Below are 20540 nucleotides of genomic sequence, written 5' to 3' on the forward strand. Positions count from 1 at the left end.
ACTCAGTATCCAATCTGGATCCAAGTAGTCTGGGCACTTTAGACAATGTTACAAAAAATATTATAGAATTTAAGAAGATAATCCCTAGAAAATTCCCACGTTCAAAGGTAAGTCGTGTATAATGTTGTTTAATGTTTTGAATAGAAGAGTAGGCGGCATAATTTAAGGCGTATTGCCAACTTAATCATAAACCCATTTTGGTGAATCTAAATTACCTTAGCTACATTTCTAGCTGTAACTATAAATGTATGGATTTTTTATCGTACTATGTTACAATTAATGTCTTGCTAAAAATTAAATATTAATGAACGAACTAAGAAAGTTAAGTATTACACAAATGCATGACGGGCTCAAAAAAAAGAGTTTTTCTGCCGTTGAACTCGTAGAGGCGCACATTAGTGCGGTTGAAAATGAGAAATTAAATGCATTTATAACAAAAACCCCAGAGATAGCAATGAAAGCTGCTAAAGCTGCAGATGAATATTTCTCTAGGCAAAAGGATGATTTAATCTCGCCGCTCATGGGTATACCAGTTGGCATCAAAGATCTATTCTGTACAAAAGGAATAAAAACAACAGCATGCTCAAAAATGCTGGAAAATTTCGTTCCGACTTACGAATCTACGGTGTCTGACTTGCTTTTAAAAAGTGGAGCAGCCATGCTCGGTAAGCTTAATATGGATGAATTTGCTATGGGTTCTGCGAACACAAACAGCTATTTTGGCCCTGTTGAAAATGTGTGGATTAGAAAAAGTGATGGGGAAAAAGTTGTTCCTGGTGGATCATCTGGTGGATCTGCAGCATCGGTTGCTGGATTTTTATGCGCTGGAGCGTTAGGGAGCGATACCGGTGGATCTGTACGCCAACCAGCAGCTTATTGTGGAGTAGTTGGAATAAAGCCAACTTATGGAAGATGCTCGCGTTTTGGTATGATTGCATTTGCGAGTTCTCTGGATCAAGCAGGAGTCATTACTCGTTCTGTCTCTGATTCAGCATTAATGCTGGAAGCAATTTGTGGCTATGATACAAAAGATTCAATATCAAGCGAAAAGCCAGTGCCTAAATTTTCTAGCTTCATAAATGGTGATGTCAAGGGTAAGCGTATTGGTATACCAAAAGAATATAGGATGGATGGAATTTCAGAGGAAATAGTCCATAATTGGGAGAAAGTTGCTTCCTATTTAAAAGAAAATGGCGCTGAAGTTGTTGACGTTACTCTGCCACATACTAAATATGCAATACCAGTCTATTATTTAATCTGTTCTGCTGAAACTTCATCCAATCTTGCTCGTTATGATGGTGTGCGTTATGGATTAAGGGTTGATGCTGATACCCTTGAAGAAATGTATTCACTAACAAGAGCAGAAGGTTTTGGTAAAGAGGTGAAAAGAAGAATTTTAATTGGCGCTTATGCGCTTTCCTCAGGTCATTACAATGAATATTACGAAAAAGCGCAGTGCATTAGGGCATTAATCAGAAATGATTTTATAAAAGCGTTTGAAAAAATAGATTACATACTTGTGCCATCTGCTCCAACAGAAGCTTTTGGCTTAAATGAAAAGCCAGATCCGCTAATTATGTGCATCAATGATGTGTTTACTGTGCCGGCAAGTCTGGCAGGATTGCCTGCTATTTCTGTTCCTGTAGGACTCTCCAATGAGGGTTTACCACTTGCCTTGCAAGTAATTGGAAATTATTATGACGAAGCTGGAATATTAAATGTGGCAAGTGTGATAGAGCAAAATTGCGGCAGAACAATTAGCACTGATTTCCATCCAAAAGAGTGTCATTCCAGCGCGTGAAGCTGGCATAAAACGGAACTAGAATTAAATGCAAAAATTGCTTTACAAGCTTCGCCAGCCCCCTTATCATGAAACTGAAGGTATTCAGTTATCTTCATCTGTGCAGATTAAACAGCAAAAAAACAACGTAGTTGGCGTCTTATTTTTAATTTTTTGCACTATGTGTGCCTTATGTCTTTATAAAACTTTTAGGTTTCTACCTATACAAGCCGAAACGCGCTTATAAAGCGTTTAAGACAGTATAGTACGCCAATTTGAAGGATTAGAGAGTGAACACTAATTACCACGGGATTTCTTTGCCTTTTTTTCTGCTTAGTAAATTTCTTAAACATTTAAGCTAAGGTGAGTTGCATTTAAAAGCAGCTAAATTGCAGTGTTTAAGACTTAAAAAACGCCAATACTGAAAATAGACAATGACTAGGGCTTCTTTTGCCTTTTTTTTCGTTTGGTAAATTTCTTAAATATTTATGGCTAAAAGAGCCCAAGAGAGGTGTCATTCCAGTGCCTCTGTGATGTCATTCCAGTGCTTGACACTGGAATCCAGTTTTCCATATAATCTCATCGAAAACGTTGTAACCACTTTCTATGCTAGTTTGCTTGTAAACAAGCAAACTTTCCTGGATCCCAGTGTCTGGGCACTGGGATGACAGCTAGCCTGACAATCGTCATCCCGCTGCTTGTTAGCTGATGAGATACCGCGGCGGTATGACGGTTCGCGGTGGCATGACGATAAAGCCTCGTCACCCCGCTACGTGTTAGCGCCGTGGCGGTATGACGGTTCGTGGTGGCATGACGATAACTTCGTCATCCCGCTACTTGTTAGCGGGATCTAGAGATACCGCGGCGGTATGACGGTTCGCGGTGGCATGACGATAAGGTTTATACCTTGTCATGCCAGTGCTTGACACTGGCATCCAGTTTTCTTTACAAATTCACCAAAAGTGCTTCATTTTATAACGCAAAACCCATACTCACCAAACCCAATGCATTACTTGCAATTAAGTTTCCTGGATCCCAGTGGGCTTTGTTGCATAGCAACCGAAAAAATCTGGTGGCTACTGACAAAATTCATTATAAATAACCATTTAACTGTTGAAGAAAAAATATGCCACAGAAAATGAAAGTCAGTAACCAAAACGAATATAACAAATTCCTTGAAAAAAGGGGAAATATTTTTCGTTACATCGATGAAGCTATCGAAAATTGGTATGAAAATAGTCCAAAAATGCAGGGCGGCAACTATATTTACAGTGATAAAGTCGTAATTTTGGTGCATATAATTGTCAATCTTTTTAGAATTGGTTTAAGACAAACGGTGGGGTTTATAAAAGGATATCTGCAACAAATAGGAAAAAATTTGGCAGTTATCAGCTATTCACAAGCATCAAGAAGGTTTAAAAAACTTAATATTAAGATAAATGATTGCAGGGTTGATAAAAGCAACATGGAAAATATTGAAATTATCATAGATAGCACAAGTATCAGCATTTACAGTAACACTCCTGGCCACAGTAAGGAAAACAGTGCAGATAGAAAGTACCGAAGCTACGAGCAAGTAAGAAAGTTACATGTTATGTTAAGTGTGAATAGTAAAAAAGCTATAGCTGCAAGATACAGTAATGGCGTCTACTCTGACCACTATGGAGCTTGCGATTTGCTTGAAGAAGTTAATTTTCAGCACAAAATAAAAGCATTATATGCAGATAGGGCATACGATAGGCACAAACTTTATAAATTGTGTAAGAAATACGATATAAAGACAAAAGTTCTACCAAAAAAGGATGCAGCAGAACATTCAAAAATAGATTATATGTCTGACAGAAATGCTGCTATTAGGTTAATAAAATTATATGGACAAGATGGTGTAAAAGAGTGGAAAAAGGAAGCAATTTATGGAAAGAGATCTTACATAGAAGGATTTTTCTCAAGGTTGAAGCAAGTATTTGGATTTAGCTTTAGGAATAAATCTGAAGTAAATCGTGAAAAAGAATTACTAATTAAGTGCTATTTGCTCAACAAATTCACTGATATTGGTATGGCTAAATTTGAAATCATTACATAAATTTGTCGTAAACCATCACTGCTTAAGGTGCTATGCAACAAAGCCATCCCAGTGTCTGGGCACTGAGATGACAACGAAGGGCTACTTGGATGATAGGGAAGGGTGCTGGAATGAAGGTTGTTCAAATTGTCGGTAAACCTAAATCTATAATAACTATTTGCCTTTTTTCTAGGTTATGCAAGAAGTCTACTGAATAACAGTAAGATTTTTCAATCCTGTTCCACAGCAAATTTTAGTGCCATGTGAGTAGTTACAGTGCTGTTGACAATCAAAATGACAAAAACTAAGATGGTGATTAGTAGTGTATAAATATTCAAGGACAAATTTTCAAATTGAGTTAGCATTTTAAAATACACAAAGGTTGGCATTATCATTGGCAAAACAAGAATTTGCGATACTCCTGATGCTAAGTTGTTTCGACCAATCATCAATGCATTTCCAGTAGCTGAAATATTAATGATTATCAGCGTATTAAATAATAAAGACACTCCAACTGCTATTGAGTGTTCAATACTATTGCCTAGAACTGCAAAGCTGAATATGGAAGAAATTACTGAAATCGGTAACCCAAATAATAACCAGTGAGCGAAAATTTTATAAGCAACTATAAGCCTAGAAGAGAGTGGCTGTACAAAGATTTGCTCTAATATTCCATCATGATAATCAGATGTAAACAAATTATTTGTAGAGATCTGCAAAACAAATGTAGCACATATCCATGTTAATGTTAACATAACTTCTTGTTTATTGTTGTTTTCAAGTGTAAATGAAGATAAACTTAACATTATAATGAAAATACATACTATATAGGTAAGATTCTTATCATTTATTACTAATTTTTTTACTGGGCCGATCATACTAGGCTTTTAAATGTTTATTATAAATTATAGTGTTTACTTTGAGGTAGTATAATTTTTTGTTCATAAGTTATATAGGTTTTATTATTTTTTTGATAATGCAATTATGGAAAAGTTACCAAAAATAAAGTCACCAGAAGATTACACTCCTTCAGAAGATGAAGAATATATGAGCGTAAAACAACTGGAATACTTCAGCTTAAAGTTACAATCAATACTCGCTGAGTTGGAGAAACAAGAACTAGAAGAGAATAGTATTGATACATACTATTCTGATGGAGATAGTGGAAACGAGGAATTAATCAAGCGTCGAAAAGATAGAAAAGAAAAAATTAAGGAGGCGTTAGAAAAAATAAAATTAGGCACTTATGGTTACTGCGATGGAACAGGAGAAGAAATAGGAGTCGAAAGACTTAAAGCTAATCCGCTTGCTATATATTGTATTGAAGAGCAAGAGAGAGTAGAAAAAGAAAAGAACGTGTACAACATTAACGATTAATTTACACATAAGTGGTGAGCCATTGGACTTCAAGAGGAGCAAGAGGCGCTAAAGTATGTTATGCTATAAAGAAAGTGGAAAATTGGACATTCTCAACTCGACTCCTGCAGATTAAAAATTAAGTTGAATTAAAAATTGGGCTTGACGCAGTTTTTTCCCACAGTTTAAGAAATTAAAAATTTAACAATTAGAATTATAATTACAGACCACAGCAAAAAATAGACTTTTCCATTTGATTTATTTTTAATTTGGATGTTTTCTAATTTTTTATCAGCTATTAGGTTCAATTTTTCTATAAGGCTAAATATTCCTTGGATTGTTTTTATGGGATAAGAACTTCTAATTTTTTCCCTATACCCTATTTTATTTTCATGTTGACTGCTTATCCACGCTTCAACTACTTTCCACATATTGATTTCTGGGTAGATCTTTCTACATGTCCCTTCTAGTAAAATCATAGTTTTCTGCAGCAATAACAATTGTGTTTGAACTTTCATATCAAAATCACCCGTTATTTTTAATAGCTGAGCAAGTAAACTAGCAAATGAAATTTTCTGTATAGGCTGCCCAATAATGGGTTCACCTATTGCCCTGCAAGCTGTGACAAAATTTCTATGCTGTGATGAAACGTAACCAGCTTTAAAGTGCATTTTTGCAACGTGATCATAATCCCGATTTAAAAAGCCTTTGAGTATCTCTATAACGTAATAGCATGTCTCACGATCTATTCTACCCATGATTCCACAATCCAGGGCAATAATATTGTTATTACTATCAACCATTAGATTTCCAGGATGCATATCAGCATGAAAAAAACAATCCCTGTATACTTGATTGCAAAATGATTCTATAAGATTGATAGCTATTTGCTTGCGATTATTCAGTTTTTCAACTTCGTATATTGGCGTTGCTTCTATCCATTCTAATGTTAAAACCTTTTTCGAAATTCTATTCCAATCTACTTCAGGTACGTAAAAACCTCTGTCATTTTTTGTGTTTTCCTTTAGTTCTGAAGAGTGAGCAGCTTCAAAACGTAGATCTAACTCTAATCGGCAAATTTCAGCAAAAGTTTTGACTAATTCAATCGGCTTCAGCCTTTTTGATTGTTCGCTAAATTTTTCTGCAATTTCCGCAAGCCAAGAAAGCATCTTTATATCCCTTGAGAATGTTTTCTCAATATTTGGCCTTAAAACCTTCACAGCAACTTCTTTACCCTCAGTTGTAACCGCTCTATGCACCTGAGAAATCGATGCTGCTGCAATTGGCTTTTCAGAAAAGCTTGAAAAAATGTCGCTCAATTTACAATTAAACTCACTTTCTATAGTTTTAACTGCTATTTTATGTGAAAACGATGGCAATCTATCACATATCAATAATAAGTTATTTGTTATATCCTCATTTAAAACATCAGTACGTGATGAGATAGACTGCCCAAACTTAATGAACACCGGACCTAATTTTTCAAGAGCACGCTTTAGTTTATGGCCTTGTATCTTATTTATTGATTTCTTTGATGGTGGAAGTAAATAAGGTAATATATTGTAACGCGTCAGCACTGTAGTTATGTGCAGAAGACGCAAAATATTTTGAATCATTTCGCTGCGTAACTGCTAAAGATTTCATTTAGGGTTTTATTCTTCATAATCTCACCAGGCTTACCTTGGCAGTAGACAGTATTATTTATACAAATTATGTAATCTGAGCATGGTAGAGCAGAGTTAAGATCATGAGAAGTCATAAGAATCGACACTAATCGGTTTTTTGCTATTTTGCTTATAATATCATAGAACTTAGCCCGTGCGTTAATATCCATTGCACTAACTGGTTCATCTAGAATGATCAGGTCAGGCTCTGCAATTAAACAACGTGCAAGCAGTAGTAGTTGTGTTTGCCCTGCAGAAATTTCTAACACTTGATTCTTCAAAATGTTACCGATACCAACCAACTCTATCGCTTCTGTAATAATGGATTGATTTTTCTTTGGTCTTTTCAAGGAACTATTTAAAAGGAAATATTCAACTGTTATTGGCATCAAATTACTAACACTAAAATTTTGCGGCATATAGCCAATTTTTATGTTGTCAGCAAATACGATACTACCAGTACAGCTTTTATTTATGCCAGCAATTGCTTTCACTAAAGAGGTTTTACCTCCACCATTTGGACCAAGTATTGTAATTACGTCTCCTCTTTCCATGAACATATTGATATTGTCAAGGATTCTTTTACCATCATATGTGAGAGCAAGATTTTCTATTTTTAGAACATGATTATTGACATTATTTAACTTATTGACAAAATTTAACTTCTTCTCAACGTTTATATGAGACATTTACTGACTTTTTTTCTATTACTTTCATTTACACTATACTATAATATTGCTTTTTCATCCAATTTAAAAGTTGTAGCTACAATCAAACCTATCCACTCACTTGTGGCTTCTGTTACAGAAGGGATTTTAGAACCGGAATTGCTTGGCTATGCAACATCTGCGCATAATTATATATTAAAGCCATCTGATGCGAGTAATTTGGAATCAAGTGATGTCATATTTTACACTGACGATAACTTAGAGACGTTTGTTCAAACTTTCGCTAAAAATAATAAAGAACTAGTGCAATTGTCAAAGGCAATCAACCTACTTCCTGCTCGGCCACATTCATTTTCTAGAAAAATCACTAATATTCAAGATGAAAAAGACCTACACATTTGGCTGAGTCCCGAAAATGCAAAGAGCATGATACTTTTTATAAGTGCAACATTGTCTAACATAGATAAAGAAAATTCTCATCGATACAACTCTAATGCAACAAAAGCTATAAAAAAAATAGACCAAGAAGTAAAAGAAATCATGAAAGAACTGAATGATTTTAAAAATCAAAAATACATCGTCACTCATGATGCTTATCAATATTTTGAAAAATATTTTGGTTTAAATCACCCAAGCGCCATTCTTTCTATAGAAGAGGATTCTTACATAGGTATGAAGAGTTTAATGAAGCTAAAAAAGATAATGAAGGAAGAAAACGTTAAATGTATATTTGCTCATTCACAGGAAGATAGCATAAAGCCTAATGCCCTTTCTAATAACGCAAAAATGGTAGTTCTTGATCCTATTGGATCAGACATAGAGCCTGGAAAAGATGCATATCTAGCTATAATCAATAGCATTGCACAAAATTTTAAGTCTTGTTTTGTTGAGTAATAAGCTCCCTTTTAGCTTACCGTTTTATTGTTCTGCAATTTAAATTACCATTTGTCCTTTACATATTATGCAGGTTTAGAATTATGCTTTATTCTTACGTTTATGTCTTGGCCCAATGCAATCAATAAGTTAAGCAAGTATTCTAAGGAGAACCCTTCGACTCTTGATCTATTGATTTGAGATACTTTAGGCTGATCAATCTTTAGAGCGTTTGCTGCTTTTTTCTGTGTTGTGTACTGCTTACTTATTAATTGTGCAATGATCTTTATTAATTTCAGTTTTGTATCTTTTACATCCCCCAACTCTACTATTATAGGATAACTTAATTGTAAATTTTGCATAATAATAAAATTCCTTATAAAAAAATTACTTTAGTTTTTCTTCTTTAAATAACACATGCCTTCTGACTACTGGGTCATACTTCCTAAACTCCAGTTTTCTGGTGAGCTTTTTTGGATTACGCTTTTTTACATAAAAATAGCCAGTTGATTTTTCTTCACCAGTTTTTGTTGTCTTGATTGCAGTGCTGACTAACTTAACAAGCAAAGAAGCATTTTTTTTCGTCATACTTATAATGATATAATAAATTCTATGCGAGTTTATTACGCAAAACACTAAAAGTCAACCGAATAATGCAGATCGTAAAATTCTTGACAATCAACAGTGCATTAAGTAGCATAAAGTTAACTTCAGAATAAAAAGCAAACGGTAAATAAGTGGCAAATAGTGGCAAAAGGTTATTGTTGATAGAAAATTCCACCTGTTCTAATGAGGTAAGAGTTGCCTTGTCAGTTAATAATAAGGTTGTAGAATTTGAACAAGAATTCAAGGAAAAAAAACAATTAAGAGGTAATATATATGTTGCTTATATAAAGCGTATAGAGCCTTCTTTGCAAGCCGTATTTATTGAATATGGAAAAAATAAGCAAGGTTTTTTGTCTTTTTCTGAGATATCTCTAGATTACTTCAATATTCCAGAAAAAGAAAAGGAAACTATCTTTGAGAGCTACTCAAATGACGATTGTACAGAAGAAGCCCCAGCAAATATTTCTTCAGATTCTGCAGCTAGTAAGAATGTCAACGAGTCAGGTAGTGGTTTTGTAAGAGAGGTACCTTTATATAAAAAATACAAATTACAAGATGTTATTTCAGTAAATCAAAAAATATTGGTTCAGCTAACTAAAGAGGAACGAGGCAATAAAGGAGCTTCATTTACAACATACATAACTTTAGTGGGTAGATACTGTGTTTTCATGCCAAATTCCATGAGCAAAGGTGGAGTGTCCCGCAGAATTGAAGATGCTAATGTCAGAAAGCAGTTAAAGGATATACTAAATTTAATAAACCTGCCAAAAAGATCAGGTTTAATAGTAAGAACTGTTGGTTCAGGAAAAAGTAAGAAAGAAATTGAGCAGGATTACGATTACTTATCCTCATTATGGCAGAACATTCAGAAAAATGCCTTCTCTGTAAACGCTCCATCATTAATTTACAACGAAGCAGATGTAATTATGAGATCTGTTCGTGATTTTTGTAGCGATGGTATAGAAGTTATAGTGTCTGGAAAGGAAGCTTTTGAAGCAGTTAGGCAATATGCTAACAATGCACTAAAAGGTAGTAAATTGCGCTATAGATTGTATAGAGGTTATGTTCCGATCTTTACTTACTATGGAATTGAAGATCAAATTTCTGAGTTATATAGCAATAGAGTAGAATTGCCATCTGGTGGGTCTTTGATAATAACTTTAACTGAGGCGTTTGTTTCAATAGACGTAAATTCAGGAAAGATGACAGGAGAAGATAGCATAGAAGAAACAGCTTATAGAACCAACATGGAAGCAGTACCTGAAATATCAAGACAGGTGAATCTTAGGGGCCTATCAGGATTAATAGTAGTCGATTTTATTGATATGTTGAAATATCAGTATTGCAGAGCTGTTGAGTCTGCTATAAGGCAAGCGTTTAAAGATGATAAAGCTAAGGTTCAATTTAGCTACATAAATGACTTTGGTTTAATGGTATTTTCAAGACAAAGAATCAAACCAAACATACAAGAAATTAATACTACAGAGTGTTTACACTGCAAAGGTACTGGAAGAGTAAAATCAAACGAAGTAATTGTTGCATCGATACTAAGGGACTTACAACATATTGCTAATAAGAATCGAAATAAGTCTTTTGATTTAGTAGCGCACAGTGCAGTTATAGCGCATATTTTTAATAATAAACGGAATACAGTTTCTACAATCGAAAAAGAGTTTAATATTACATTGAACGTCAGTATTGATAACAGTTTAGATGTAAATACATTTGTTTTAAAACAAGGAGATGATGTTAATTTAAACGATTATAAGCCATTACAGAACTCTGGATACCAAATTGGGGATAGCAGCAATGAAGAAGCTGATAATTCAAATAAACTACGAGGCAATTTTTGGCTGACTAAGTGGCTTTCGCGCCTTTTAAGTTCTAATAACTAATTAGAACTCCTAAATTGGGCTTGTAATTAATAAGTCCTATACTTATATATTCTTATATCAGATAATATTTACAATGGGGTACTCATTATGGGAAGAGCAATAGGTATAGATCTCGGAACAACAAATTCTTGTGTTGCAATAATGCAGGGCAAAGACACAAAGGTAATAGAGAATAAAGAAGGAGCAAGAACTACTCCATCTATAGTTGCATTTACTTCATCAGGAGAAAAATTGATTGGTGCTCCAGCAAAAAGGCAAGCAACCACCAATGCAAGTAATACCTTTTTTGCTACTAAGAGATTAATAGGCCGTCAATACGGTGATTCTGAAATGAAAAATCTAAACGTGCCGTATAAAGTGTTTGCAGCAAAAAATGGTGATGCATGGGTTAAAACCACTGATAATAAAGAATACTCTCCTAGCCAAATTGGTGCATTTATACTACAAAACATGAAAGAAGCAGCAGAAGCTTATCTTGGAGAGGAAGTAAAAGATGCTGTGATAACAGTGCCAGCATACTTCAACGACTCTCAACGTCAAGCAACAAAAGATGCAGGAAAAATCGCCGGATTAAATGTACTCAGAATAGTAAATGAACCGACTGCCGCAGCGCTTGCTTATGGTCTTGATAAGAAACATGGGCACACAATAGTGGTGTATGACCTTGGTGGTGGTACATTTGATGTCTCAATACTTGAAATAGGTGAAGGGGTTTTTGAAGTAAAGGCTACAAATGGTGACACTCATCTTGGAGGTGAAGACTTTGATAACGCAATAGTGAGTTATTTACTAGATGAATTCAAGAAAAGTAATGGCATTGATTTGAAAAATGATCCAATGGCTATGCAAAGAATCAAAGAAGCTGCTGAAAAAGCGAAAATTGAATTATCAAGTGCAATGGAAACGGAAATAAATCTACCGTTTATTACAGCTGATGCAAGTGGTCCAAAACACTTAAATATGAAATTAACGAGAGCAAAACTTGAAAGCTTAGTGAATGATTTAATCGAAAGAACTATGGCTCCTTGTAAAAAAGCTCTTGAGGATGCTGGTTTGTCTGCTAGTCAAATTGGCGAAGTGGTTCTCGTTGGTGGCATGACTCGTATGCCAAAAGTCATAGAGAAAGTTAAAGAATTCTTTGGCAAAGATCCACATAGAGGAGTGAATCCTGATGAAGTTGTAGCAATTGGAGCTGCAATACAGGCGGGAATCATTCAAGGTGATGTAAGAGATGTGTTACTACTTGATGTGACTCCACTTTCTCTTGGTATTGAAACTCTAGGAGGAGTGTTTACTCCACTTATTGAGCGTAATACTACTATTCCCACTAAAAAATCTCAAGTGTTTTCAACTGCAGAAGATAACCAAACAGCTGTTACAATTAAGGTGCATCAGGGTGAAAGAAAACTGGCAGTTGATAACAAGCTACTTGGTCAGTTTAGTTTGGAAGGGATACCTCCTGCTCCTCGTGGAGTTCCTCAGATCGAAGTAACATTTGACATAGATGCAAATGGAATAGCACACGTTTCTGCAAAAGATAAAGCTACTGGAAAAGAGCAAAAAATACGCATTCAATCTTCAGGTGGTCTATCTGATGATGAAATAAATCGCATGGTAAAAGAAGCTGAAGAAAAAGCACAAGAAGATGAAAAGCGTAAGAAATTTATTGAAGTGAAGAATCAGGCGGATAGTTTAGTTCATTCTACAGAAAAGTCTCTGACAGAGTATGGTGATAAAGTGTCATCTGAAGATAAATCTGCTATTGGAAATGCATTGAATGAGCTAAAAGAAGCGAGTAAATCTGATAACATTGATGACGCTGATTCAATCCAGCAGAAAGTTACCAACCTTTCTCAAATCTCTATGAAGCTTGGGGAAGCTATGTATAATGCCTCACAACAAAATAGTGCTGGAAATGGCTTTTCATCAGAAGGGAATCCAAATGATAAAGAAGAAAAAGTAGTAGATTCTGATTATCAAGACATAGATAATAAAGAAGAGAATAAGTAATTGTGATCACTTTTCCTGTCATCCGAGTAGCTGACACTGGGATGACAAGGGAGCGTATTGTTGCTTAAAGAAACCATTATGGACATTATTAAGGCAATAGAAGAAAAGATACGCGATTCGATAGATGTAATTGATATCAACATTATCGATGAATCAGCAAAGCATGCTGATCATTATTTTGCTTCATCTTCAACACTACCTTCACATATCAAGCTAATATTAATATCTGACAGCTTTATCGGAATGAACACTCTCAAAAGGCATAAATTGATCTATGAATTATTAAAGAGTAAGATAGAGCTAATACATGCAATTTCTCTTCACTTGTATACGCAAAATGAGTACAATTTAAAAAATAAAGAATAAAAATGTGAAGGAAGAGTCTTTATTAGTTAAAGCAGGAAGAAAATTTAATGACTATAAAGGTTCTATGAACCCGCCAGTTTATCATTCTTCTACCATATTATTTCCTACTTACAAAGACTACTTAAATGCTGCAAATGGAGAAAGTATATACGATGTAATCAACGATGGTGTTGCAAGAGATTACAGCTATAGTAATGTTGGTACTCCCACTGTTCATTATCTTTCAAATGCGCTTGCTGAAGTTGAGGGTAGGGGACAAGCATTAATCTATCCTTCCGGATTGTTTGCACTTACTTTTGCTATTTTGACTTTCACTAAAGCGGGTTCGCATGTCTTGATACAAGATAATAGTTATTACCGACTTAAGAGATTTGCCGAAAATGAGCTACCAAAAAGAGGAATAGAAGTAACTTTTTATGATCCAACACAGGATATAACTGATTTAATTCAGAGTAATACTTCATTGATAATGATTGAGACTCCTGGTTCTGTAACGTTTGAGATTTCGAATATAGAGCATATAGTAAAAGTTGCTAAAGAACGTGGAATCGTAACCGTTTGCGACAATTCATGGGCCACTCCTTTGTTATTTAAGCCGCTTGATTATGGAATTGATGTTGCACTATATGCAGTGACAAAGTATCTAGCCGGTCACTCAGATTTAGTTATGGGAGCTATTATTGCTGAAGGTGAAATTTTTAAATTGCTTTATGAGAGCTATAAAAATTATGGAGTAACCATTCAATCGCACGACTGCTACCTTGCACATAGGGGACTTAGAACATTGTACACACGTATGAAAAGGCACCAAAATACAGCAATGGAAGTGGCAAAGTGGCTAGAAAAACATTCAAAAATCAAAAAAGTTTTGTATCCAGCACTTCCCTCCCATCCTCAACACGAATTATGGAAAAGTTACTTCAAAGGAGCAAGCGGCACATTCAGTATAGCACTAGATAGAGAATATTCATGTGAAGAACTAAGCTGCATGGTTGATCACATGAAAATTTTTGGTATCGGTGCTTCTTGGGGAGGGTGCGACAGTTTGATATTACCAATAGATCGTAGATCTATGTCAAGATCCGTAATGAGTTCAGACTATGGTGGAAGTTTTATACGGATATTTTGTGGACTGGAAGATCCTGAAGATTTAATCTCTGATTTAAATGCTGCACTAGCAAGGTTGCCATGTTCGAATATCAAAGCTGGCAGAGTAAAGCATGAAACTGAGAGAATTACTGCATAGTATCATTGATGTTGACTTTGATATTGAAGTCAAGGGTGTTACATGTAATCCCAAGAAAATCAAGGAAGGTTATCTTTTTGTTTGTGTGTCAGAAAGGGATAGGATTTACATAGATCAGATATTATCTTGTGGAGCTAAAGCGATAATTGCAAGTGATTGCATAACAGAAGCTGCAAGCCTTGGTATCATTCCAGCGCGTGATGCTGGAATCTGTATCTTCCACCCAAACCCTCAAGAAATATACAGCGAAATAGTCAGCAGGTTTTATCAATTCAAACAGCCCAAATATGTTGCTGCTGTAACTGGTACAAATGGTAAAACTTCAGTAGTAGAATTTTGCCGCCAGATCTGGCAAAACTCTGGCTATAATGCGGCGTCTATTGGAACACTTGGAACATGCATCAATAATGGCAGAAAAGATAATAGCAACAGTCTTACCACTCCAGGTGCAGATGACCTTTACGCAACATTGCGTGGTATAAATGTAGAACACTTAGTGTTGGAATCATCAAGTCATGGAATTGATCAATACAGAATCCATGGATTAAAGTTGAGTGCTGCAGCTTTTACTAATTTCTCGCAAGATCATTTAGATTACCATAAAAATCTTGGTGGATATTTAGAAACTAAAAAAAGGTTATTTTACGAAGTATTACCAGAAGGAAAAACAGCGATTTTAAATGCGGATATAGATGAATACTACGCGTTGCTTAAGATAGCTGAAAAACGCAGCAACAAAATTATCACCTATGGAAAAACAGGCTCTGATATTACTTTATTAGAGCAAACACCAACCCCTAATGGTCAACATCTTACAATTAAAATTGGCGATGAAATTTATGACATGTTTTTTCCAGTTTTAGGAAAATTTCAGGCATATAATCTGCTATGTGCAATGGGTATAGTTACCTCGTCTGGACTGAATTACAGAGAAATATCTATAGGTAAACTCGTTTCTCCACCAGGAAGAATGGAAAAAGTGAAACCTTTTGCATTCGTGGATTACGCTCATACTCCAAGTGCGCTTAAACAAGCCCTGTTGTCTTTAAAATGGCACTTTAATAAAAAAATAGTCCTGATTTTTGGTTGTGGTGGAAATCGTGATCGAACAAAACGTGCAGAAATGGGTAAAATAGCACAAATGTATGCAGACAAAGTGATAATCACAGATGATAATCCGCGTGATGAGAATCCGGCAGAAATTCGTCGTGGTATTTTACTACATTGCCCTGATGCACTGGAGATAGGAAATAGAAGAGAAGCTATAGAGAAAGGCATAGATATTGCCTATAACGAGGGTATGATTCTGCTAGTTGCAGGAAAGGGGCACGAAAGATTTCAAATCATAGGGAATCAAACCTTTGAGTTCAGTGATGTTGAGGTTATTAAAAATCATGCCTTAACATACTGATTTTCACAATCATTCACTGTTCTTGCAAGTGATAGCACTCTCACTTCTCTTGCACCGGAGTTTAAAATTTCTTGAGAGCAAGATCTTACAGTCGCTCCGGTTGTTACCACATCGTCAACTAATATCACGATTTTATTTTTGATAATTTCTTTATTGCTTGTTTTAAAAGCCTTCTTTAAGTTTTTTTCACGCTGTTTAAGTGAAAGACCAGCTTGAGGCGCAGTATGGCGAAGACGTTTTATTGCAAATGGCGTATAGGATAAATTGGACAACTTACTCAACTCTTTTGCAAGCAGTGCTGCTTGATTATATTTACGTTTAAACAAGCGCATTTTATGTAACGGTATAGGAATTATGACCTCTGCGTTCTGAAACGTGTCCTGATTAGCTTGGTGTATCCACTTTGCATAGATTTTTACGTAATTCAAATTATCAAAAAATTTGAAATTTATAATCATGTTTTTACTATGTTGATCATAAGCAAAAACTGATCTTATTACTTTAAACGGTGGAGGATTGATGATGCACTTACCACACGTATAAATATTGTCTGAGATTACTACACCACAAACATTGCAGTAATGCTTAGTTAGAAAATTGATTTTTTTGTTGCATTCACTACACAGATTAAGATTTTCATCAATGATACACTCGCAACTTACGCATACGTTTGGAAATATGAGATTTGTAGCTTTTTTTAGTAAGAGAAGGTTCACAATTCATTAAATATATTATAAAATTTATATAGTATAGCTAAAGTAACTTAGGTTTACACCCTTTCACTTTTTATTTCATTTCAATATAGTTCAAACTGCTGAGTGTTATAAAAGCAGAACTTATAACTCAGTTTGTGGTATACCATTGACTAAAGTAGTCTTTGAATTATCCTTAGATAAAAATTGATGTTTTTCTGGCTTCTGTACTTCACTCAACTTACTTTGCACTTTGTCACAAGCCCACACAAGTGGCGTTATGATTGACGCGGCAGCCCAAATGATAGCAGCGCAAGCATAACTTACAATCTTGTTAAATACTCTAGCTACTGCATTAGCACAATCTTGCCCCATTTCTAAAAATATGTTTGAATAATTAACGAATGATTTTGTATCCGTTTTAAAACAATAGTCCCCTGTTATTTTTGACAATAACTTGACTGGAAAGTATGACAAACATGCCACTATCAAAAATAAAGGTTGCAATATTATGTTGGCTGCTAAAACAGCACCCAGTGTACACAATGAATACACTCCCTCTGCTCTGTGGCCCACGTATTCACATTTATCATTATCTTGATAATACTTGTTATAATTGTCTTTACTCTCAACGCCACAAATTACATCTTTCACAGGTCCTAGCACATTATCAACGTAACGTACAGATTTATAGAAACTATTCTCTGGAACTGGTGTGTGATTTTTTACTTCCTTAGCAGGCACAATTCCATATTTAGCATACCTTTTAAAATATTGATATACTGACATTCTCATCTCCAAATCATAAATATGCAACGTAGCCTAATATAATTAAGAAATAGTTTATAATAAATACGTTTTAAGATACCTGCCTGTAACACTTTCTGGAATTTTTGCCACTTCTTCTGGAGTTCCAGTAGCAATCACTTCTCCGCCTTTTATTCCGCCCTCTGGTCCGATGTCTATTATATAATCTGCAGTTTTTATAACGTGCAAATTGTGCTCGATAACTATAACAGTGTTTCCCAGATCGACTAATCTATGGAGTATTTTTAGTAAGTTATTTATATCTTCAAAGTGTAATCCAGTTGTTGGCTCATCAAGAATATACAATGTTCTTCCAGTAAATCGTTTTGATAGCTCTTTGGACAGCTTTATTCGTTGTGCTTCACCCCCAGACAACGTTGTTGACGACTGTCCGAGTTTTATATAGCCAAGCCCCACTTCCTGCAAAGAAACCAACTTTTCTTTTACCATTGGAAGGTTTTCAAAAAAAACACAAGCTTGATCTATCGTCATATCAAGCACATCAGAGATTGATTTTTCTTTATAAGTAACTTCCAATGTTTCCCGATTATACCTTCGCCCTTTACATTGCTCACACTTCACATAAACGTCCGGTAGAAAATGCATCTCTATCTTTAAGTGCCCATCACCTTTACAAGCCTCACACCTTCCCCCTCTGGTATTAAATGAAAACCGGCCTATATTATATCCCCTTGCTTTTGACTCCGAAAGACCTGCAAACCAATTTCTTATATGAGTGAACATACCAACATATGTTGCTGGATTTGACGCCGGAGTTCTACCAATTGGCGACTGATCAACTTCTATAATTTTATCTATATATTCAAGACCTTCTATTCTATCACACCGACCATACCGTGCAGACGAATGATATATCTTATGTGCTGAATATTTATATAACGTTTCTATGACTAAACTTGATTTTCCCCCTCCTGATATTCCAGTAACACAAATAAGATTCCCTATAGGAAATTTAACGTTCACATTTTTTAAGTTATTTTCACATGCATTTATTACTTTTATGAACTGAGTTGCTTGCTTTCTTCTCCTTGGAATTAAAATTTTTTTCTCTCCACTCAAATATTGCCCTGTTATGCTCCCTGAATTTCTTTGCACCTGGTCTGGTGTTCCTTCTGCAACAACTTTTCCACCATTTACGCCAGCTCCAGGACCAATATCAATCGCATAATCAGCAGCCATTATTGTATCTTCATCATGCTCAACAACGATTACAGTGTTACCCATGTCTCTCAAGTTTTTCAGTGTAGCAATTAACCGATCATTATCGCATTGATGAAGGCCTATCGAGGGTTCATCAAGCACGTACAGCACTCCTGTTAAACCAGAGCCAATTTGTGAAGCAAGTCTGATCCTCTGACTCTCGCCGCCAGAGAGAGTGCTAGATTCTCGATCAAGCGTTAGGTAATTCAACCCTACATTCTTTAAAAATGCTAGCCTCTTGATTATTTCATTTAATATTTTACTTGAGATTTGCTTCTGTTGTTCTGTGAGCTTGTCTGGCAAATTTTCAAACCACTTAAGGGATTCATCGATGCTGAGCCCTGATATTTCACCTATATGTTTGCTATCAATTTTTACTGTAAGCGCTTCTTTTTTCAATCTATAGCCAGTGCATTCCTTACAGTGAGTGACAGAGCAATATCGCTCAACAAGCGTTTCATCATAATCCATCTGATGTTCTAGGATACTGACCAAACCTTGAAATTTATCAGAGCCAAAGAGTATCATATCTTTTACTTCTTGATCTATGTTCTTCCACGGAACATCAAGGCTAAATTTACAATTTTCAACCAGTGATAGAATTGCACTTTTTAGAAATCCATAACTTGTGTGCATTTGGCGTGCTGCCTGCCCTACTGGCTTTAAAGCACCCTCAGATATTGAAAGAGTTTCATCTGGCACTATCAGTTTTACATCAACAGCCAGCTTTTTACCAAGCCCATTACATGAACCGCATGCACCGTAAGGGCTGTTAAAAGAAAATAATCTTGGTTCTATTTCCTCAAGAGTGAAACCAGACTCGGGGCATGCAAAATTCTCTGAAAAAGTCAGAATTTGGCCATTGTTATACTCAGAATTATGGTTGTCAGGTAGGTTTACTGCTTCTACATACATTAGACCATTACCAAGTTTTAGTGCGGATTCTATACTACTTGGCAGTCGATTTCCTATATCGCCCAATATTGATATTCTATCTGCAATCACAAAAATGTCGTGTTTCTTGTTCTTATCGAGTTTAGGCAAGTCATCTACATTGTACACTTCACCATCTATTTTGAACCTTACGTAACCTTGTCTTTTAATTTCCAATATCTCTTTGAGATGTTCTCCCTTTCTACCACGCACAACAGGGGCAAGTATATATATTTTAGTTTCTAAAGGTAACGCAATTATAGTATCTACAATTTGAGACACCGTTTGTTTTGTTATTGGCAATTGAGTTGCAGGTGAATAAGGAACTCCTATTCGTGCATATACTAAGCGCAAGTAATCGTAAATTTCGGTAACAGTTCCAACTGTTGACCTTGGATTTTTTGAGATCGATTTCTGGTTGATAGATATTGCAGGAGAGAGACCTGTAATCGACTCAACATCTGGTTTATCCTGAATGTTGAGAAATTGACGCGCGTAAGCTGATAGGCTTTCAACGTACCGGCGTTGGCCTTCCGCATAAATTGTATCAAAAGCGAGGCTAGACTTGCCAGAACCACTTAGCCCAGTTATAACAACTAGCTTATTTTTCGGTATATTGACATCTACACCTTGCAGATTATGTTCCCTTGCGCCCTTAACTCTGATGAAATTGTCCATACATCACGTATTTTTAACAATCATAACCTCAAGATACATAAACTTACAGTAACTTTCTACTGATTTTTTAACTATTACGGAGAATAAGGTGGCTATAGCTAGTGCAAACCGTTAACTGTACGAACATTTTAATATGATACGATGTTACATAGTAAACGATATCATTTCAGCGCCACTTTTCTTGTCATTCCAGTGTCAAGCACAGTCGTCTAAGTGAGGAAAGTCACCTCTCCCCACTCGACTTCAAAACCGGACTTGTGGTAGAGTGGGCA

21 protein-coding genes are annotated in these 20540 nt (G+C 35.5%); 13 read left to right on the top strand and 8 right to left on the bottom strand.

Annotation, left to right across the window (positions count from 1 at the left end):
• The first annotated feature begins 304 nt into the window (after nt 1-304).
• The 6 genes from gatA to ACJZL1_RS05725 all read left to right on the top strand — a co-directional run bounded on the left by gatA (nt 305) and on the right by ACJZL1_RS05725 (nt 3999).
• Nucleotides 305-1801 carry an Asp-tRNA(Asn)/Glu-tRNA(Gln) amidotransferase subunit GatA gene (gene gatA, locus ACJZL1_RS05700; RefSeq protein ID WP_265034567.1) on the top strand — a complete coding sequence of 499 codons (1497 nt, stop codon included), beginning with the start codon at nt 305-307 and terminating at the stop codon, nt 1799-1801.
• A gap of 467 nt (nt 1802-2268) precedes the next feature.
• On the top strand, nt 2269-2448 hold the full coding sequence (locus ACJZL1_RS05705; RefSeq protein ID WP_419247156.1) for a hypothetical protein: 180 nt from the start codon (nt 2269-2271) through the stop codon (nt 2446-2448).
• Nucleotides 2449-2478: 30 nt separating this feature from the next.
• Nucleotides 2479-2634, top strand: a complete 156-nt coding sequence (locus tag ACJZL1_RS05710; protein ID WP_419247157.1) for a hypothetical protein — start codon at nt 2479-2481, stop codon at nt 2632-2634.
• 108 nt (nt 2635-2742) lie between these two features.
• Nucleotides 2743-2922 (top strand): hypothetical protein, encoded by a 180-nt coding sequence (locus ACJZL1_RS05715; protein ID WP_419247158.1) that lies wholly within the window; start codon nt 2743-2745, stop codon nt 2920-2922.
• Nucleotides 2907-3863 carry an IS5 family transposase gene (locus ACJZL1_RS05720; RefSeq protein ID WP_264735368.1) on the top strand — a complete coding sequence of 319 codons (957 nt, stop codon included), beginning with the start codon at nt 2907-2909 and terminating at the stop codon, nt 3861-3863. The genes ACJZL1_RS05715 and ACJZL1_RS05720 overlap by 16 nt, the downstream gene beginning before the upstream one ends.
• The gene (locus ACJZL1_RS05725) at nt 3847-3999 is read left to right on the top strand and encodes a hypothetical protein (RefSeq protein ID WP_419247159.1); all 153 of its coding nucleotides are present in this window, start codon (nt 3847-3849) and stop codon (nt 3997-3999) included. The genes ACJZL1_RS05720 and ACJZL1_RS05725 overlap by 17 nt, the downstream gene beginning before the upstream one ends.
• Before the next feature lie 73 nt (nt 4000-4072).
• On the opposite strand, the gene ACJZL1_RS05730 is transcribed toward ACJZL1_RS05725, so the two are convergent.
• The gene (locus tag ACJZL1_RS05730; protein ID WP_419247160.1) at nt 4073-4720 is read right to left on the bottom strand and encodes a heme exporter protein CcmB; all 648 of its coding nucleotides are present in this window, start codon (nt 4718-4720) and stop codon (nt 4073-4075) included.
• A 106-nt stretch (nt 4721-4826) separates the two neighbouring features.
• Between ACJZL1_RS05730 and ACJZL1_RS05735 the strand changes: the two genes are divergently transcribed.
• The gene (locus tag ACJZL1_RS05735) at nt 4827-5219 is read left to right on the top strand and encodes a TraR/DksA family transcriptional regulator (protein ID WP_064124828.1); all 393 of its coding nucleotides are present in this window, start codon (nt 4827-4829) and stop codon (nt 5217-5219) included.
• Nucleotides 5220-5383: 164 nt separating this feature from the next.
• Here the strand turns inward: ACJZL1_RS05735 and ubiB are convergent, their stop codons facing one another.
• Nucleotides 5384-6814, bottom strand: a complete 1431-nt coding sequence (ubiB, locus tag ACJZL1_RS05740) for a 2-polyprenylphenol 6-hydroxylase (protein ID WP_353285332.1) — start codon at nt 6812-6814, stop codon at nt 5384-5386.
• On the bottom strand, nt 6811-7551 hold the full coding sequence (locus ACJZL1_RS05745) for a metal ABC transporter ATP-binding protein (RefSeq protein ID WP_265026426.1): 741 nt from the start codon (nt 7549-7551) through the stop codon (nt 6811-6813). Before ACJZL1_RS05745 ends, ubiB begins: the two co-directional genes overlap by 4 nt.
• Between ACJZL1_RS05745 and ACJZL1_RS05750 the strand changes: the two genes are divergently transcribed.
• Nucleotides 7543-8424 (top strand): zinc ABC transporter substrate-binding protein, encoded by an 882-nt coding sequence (locus ACJZL1_RS05750; RefSeq protein WP_265034603.1) that lies wholly within the window; start codon nt 7543-7545, stop codon nt 8422-8424. The two genes, ACJZL1_RS05745 and ACJZL1_RS05750, sit on opposite strands and share 9 nt — an antisense overlap.
• A 65-nt stretch (nt 8425-8489) precedes the next feature.
• Here ACJZL1_RS05750 and ACJZL1_RS05755 read toward each other — a convergent pair whose 3' ends face one another.
• Both ACJZL1_RS05755 and rpmG read right to left on the bottom strand, forming a co-directional pair.
• Entirely contained in the window at nt 8490-8765 is a 276-nt protein-coding gene (locus ACJZL1_RS05755) for a helix-turn-helix domain-containing protein (protein ID WP_265026428.1), read from the bottom strand.
• Nucleotides 8766-8790: 25 nt separating this feature from the next.
• Entirely contained in the window at nt 8791-8991 is a 201-nt protein-coding gene (gene rpmG, locus ACJZL1_RS05760) for a 50S ribosomal protein L33 (RefSeq protein ID WP_265026429.1), read from the bottom strand.
• Between the two features lie 149 nt (nt 8992-9140).
• Here rpmG and ACJZL1_RS05765 point away from each other — a divergent pair, with 149 nt between their 5' ends.
• From ACJZL1_RS05765 to ACJZL1_RS05785, 5 genes are all read left to right on the top strand, one after another.
• Nucleotides 9141-10904: an Rne/Rng family ribonuclease gene (locus ACJZL1_RS05765; protein WP_265034605.1), complete on the top strand. Its 1764-nt coding sequence runs from the start codon at nt 9141-9143 to the stop codon at nt 10902-10904.
• An 87-nt stretch (nt 10905-10991) separates the two neighbouring features.
• On the top strand, nt 10992-12914 hold the full coding sequence (gene dnaK / locus ACJZL1_RS05770) for a molecular chaperone DnaK (RefSeq protein ID WP_265026431.1): 1923 nt from the start codon (nt 10992-10994) through the stop codon (nt 12912-12914).
• Between the two features lie 78 nt (nt 12915-12992).
• Nucleotides 12993-13280 (top strand): BolA family protein, encoded by a 288-nt coding sequence (locus tag ACJZL1_RS05775; protein ID WP_265026432.1) that lies wholly within the window; start codon nt 12993-12995, stop codon nt 13278-13280.
• Between the two features lie 4 nt (nt 13281-13284).
• Nucleotides 13285-14526, top strand: a complete 1242-nt coding sequence (metC, locus tag ACJZL1_RS05780) for a cystathionine beta-lyase (RefSeq protein WP_265026433.1) — start codon at nt 13285-13287, stop codon at nt 14524-14526.
• Nucleotides 14501-15937 (top strand): Mur ligase family protein, encoded by a 1437-nt coding sequence (locus ACJZL1_RS05785; RefSeq protein WP_419247161.1) that lies wholly within the window; start codon nt 14501-14503, stop codon nt 15935-15937. Before metC ends, ACJZL1_RS05785 begins: the two co-directional genes overlap by 26 nt.
• On the opposite strand, the gene ACJZL1_RS05790 is transcribed toward ACJZL1_RS05785, so the two are convergent.
• The 3 genes from ACJZL1_RS05790 to uvrA form a co-directional block, all read right to left on the bottom strand.
• Nucleotides 15919-16653, bottom strand: a complete 735-nt coding sequence (locus ACJZL1_RS05790; protein WP_265026435.1) for a ComF family protein — start codon at nt 16651-16653, stop codon at nt 15919-15921. The two genes, ACJZL1_RS05785 and ACJZL1_RS05790, sit on opposite strands and share 19 nt — an antisense overlap.
• A gap of 120 nt (nt 16654-16773) precedes the next feature.
• The gene (locus ACJZL1_RS05795; protein ID WP_265026436.1) at nt 16774-17418 is read right to left on the bottom strand and encodes a hypothetical protein; all 645 of its coding nucleotides are present in this window, start codon (nt 17416-17418) and stop codon (nt 16774-16776) included.
• 54 nt (nt 17419-17472) lie between these two features.
• Nucleotides 17473-20268, bottom strand: a complete 2796-nt coding sequence (gene uvrA / locus ACJZL1_RS05800; RefSeq protein ID WP_419247162.1) for an excinuclease ABC subunit UvrA — start codon at nt 20266-20268, stop codon at nt 17473-17475.
• Nucleotides 20269-20540 lie beyond the last annotated feature (272 nt).

It is taken from the genome of Wolbachia endosymbiont of Rhagoletis indifferens (assembly GCF_048537595.1).
Taxonomy (GTDB): Bacteria; Pseudomonadota; Alphaproteobacteria; order Rickettsiales; family Anaplasmataceae; genus Wolbachia.

What these genes read in the sequence shown, in the direction of transcription:
- gatA (WP_265034567.1), top strand. Translation starts at nt 305, where the DNA reads ATGAACGAACTAAGAAAGTTAAGTATTACACAAATGCATGACGGGCTC.
- ACJZL1_RS05705 (WP_419247156.1), top strand. Translation starts at nt 2,269, where the DNA reads ATGGCTAAAAGAGCCCAAGAGAGGTGTCATTCCAGTGCCTCTGTGATG.
- ACJZL1_RS05720 (WP_264735368.1), top strand. Translation starts at nt 2,907, where the DNA reads ATGCCACAGAAAATGAAAGTCAGTAACCAAAACGAATATAACAAATTC.
- ACJZL1_RS05730 (WP_419247160.1), bottom strand. Translation starts at nt 4,720, where the DNA reads ATGATCGGCCCAGTAAAAAAATTAGTAATAAATGATAAGAATCTTACC.
- ACJZL1_RS05735 (WP_064124828.1), top strand. Translation starts at nt 4,827, where the DNA reads ATGGAAAAGTTACCAAAAATAAAGTCACCAGAAGATTACACTCCTTCA.
- ubiB (WP_353285332.1), bottom strand. Translation starts at nt 6,814, where the DNA reads ATGATTCAAAATATTTTGCGTCTTCTGCACATAACTACAGTGCTGACG.
- ACJZL1_RS05750 (WP_265034603.1), top strand. Translation starts at nt 7,543, where the DNA reads ATGAGACATTTACTGACTTTTTTTCTATTACTTTCATTTACACTATAC.
- ACJZL1_RS05745 (WP_265026426.1), bottom strand. Translation starts at nt 7,551, where the DNA reads ATGTCTCATATAAACGTTGAGAAGAAGTTAAATTTTGTCAATAAGTTA.
- ACJZL1_RS05755 (WP_265026428.1), bottom strand. Translation starts at nt 8,765, where the DNA reads ATGCAAAATTTACAATTAAGTTATCCTATAATAGTAGAGTTGGGGGAT.
- rpmG (WP_265026429.1), bottom strand. Translation starts at nt 8,991, where the DNA reads ATGACGAAAAAAAATGCTTCTTTGCTTGTTAAGTTAGTCAGCACTGCA.
- dnaK (WP_265026431.1), top strand. Translation starts at nt 10,992, where the DNA reads ATGGGAAGAGCAATAGGTATAGATCTCGGAACAACAAATTCTTGTGTT.
- ACJZL1_RS05775 (WP_265026432.1), top strand. Translation starts at nt 12,993, where the DNA reads ATGGACATTATTAAGGCAATAGAAGAAAAGATACGCGATTCGATAGAT.
- ACJZL1_RS05785 (WP_419247161.1), top strand. Translation starts at nt 14,501, where the DNA reads ATGAAACTGAGAGAATTACTGCATAGTATCATTGATGTTGACTTTGAT.
- ACJZL1_RS05795 (WP_265026436.1), bottom strand. Translation starts at nt 17,418, where the DNA reads ATGTCAGTATATCAATATTTTAAAAGGTATGCTAAATATGGAATTGTG.
- uvrA (WP_419247162.1), bottom strand. Translation starts at nt 20,268, where the DNA reads ATGGACAATTTCATCAGAGTTAAGGGCGCAAGGGAACATAATCTGCAA.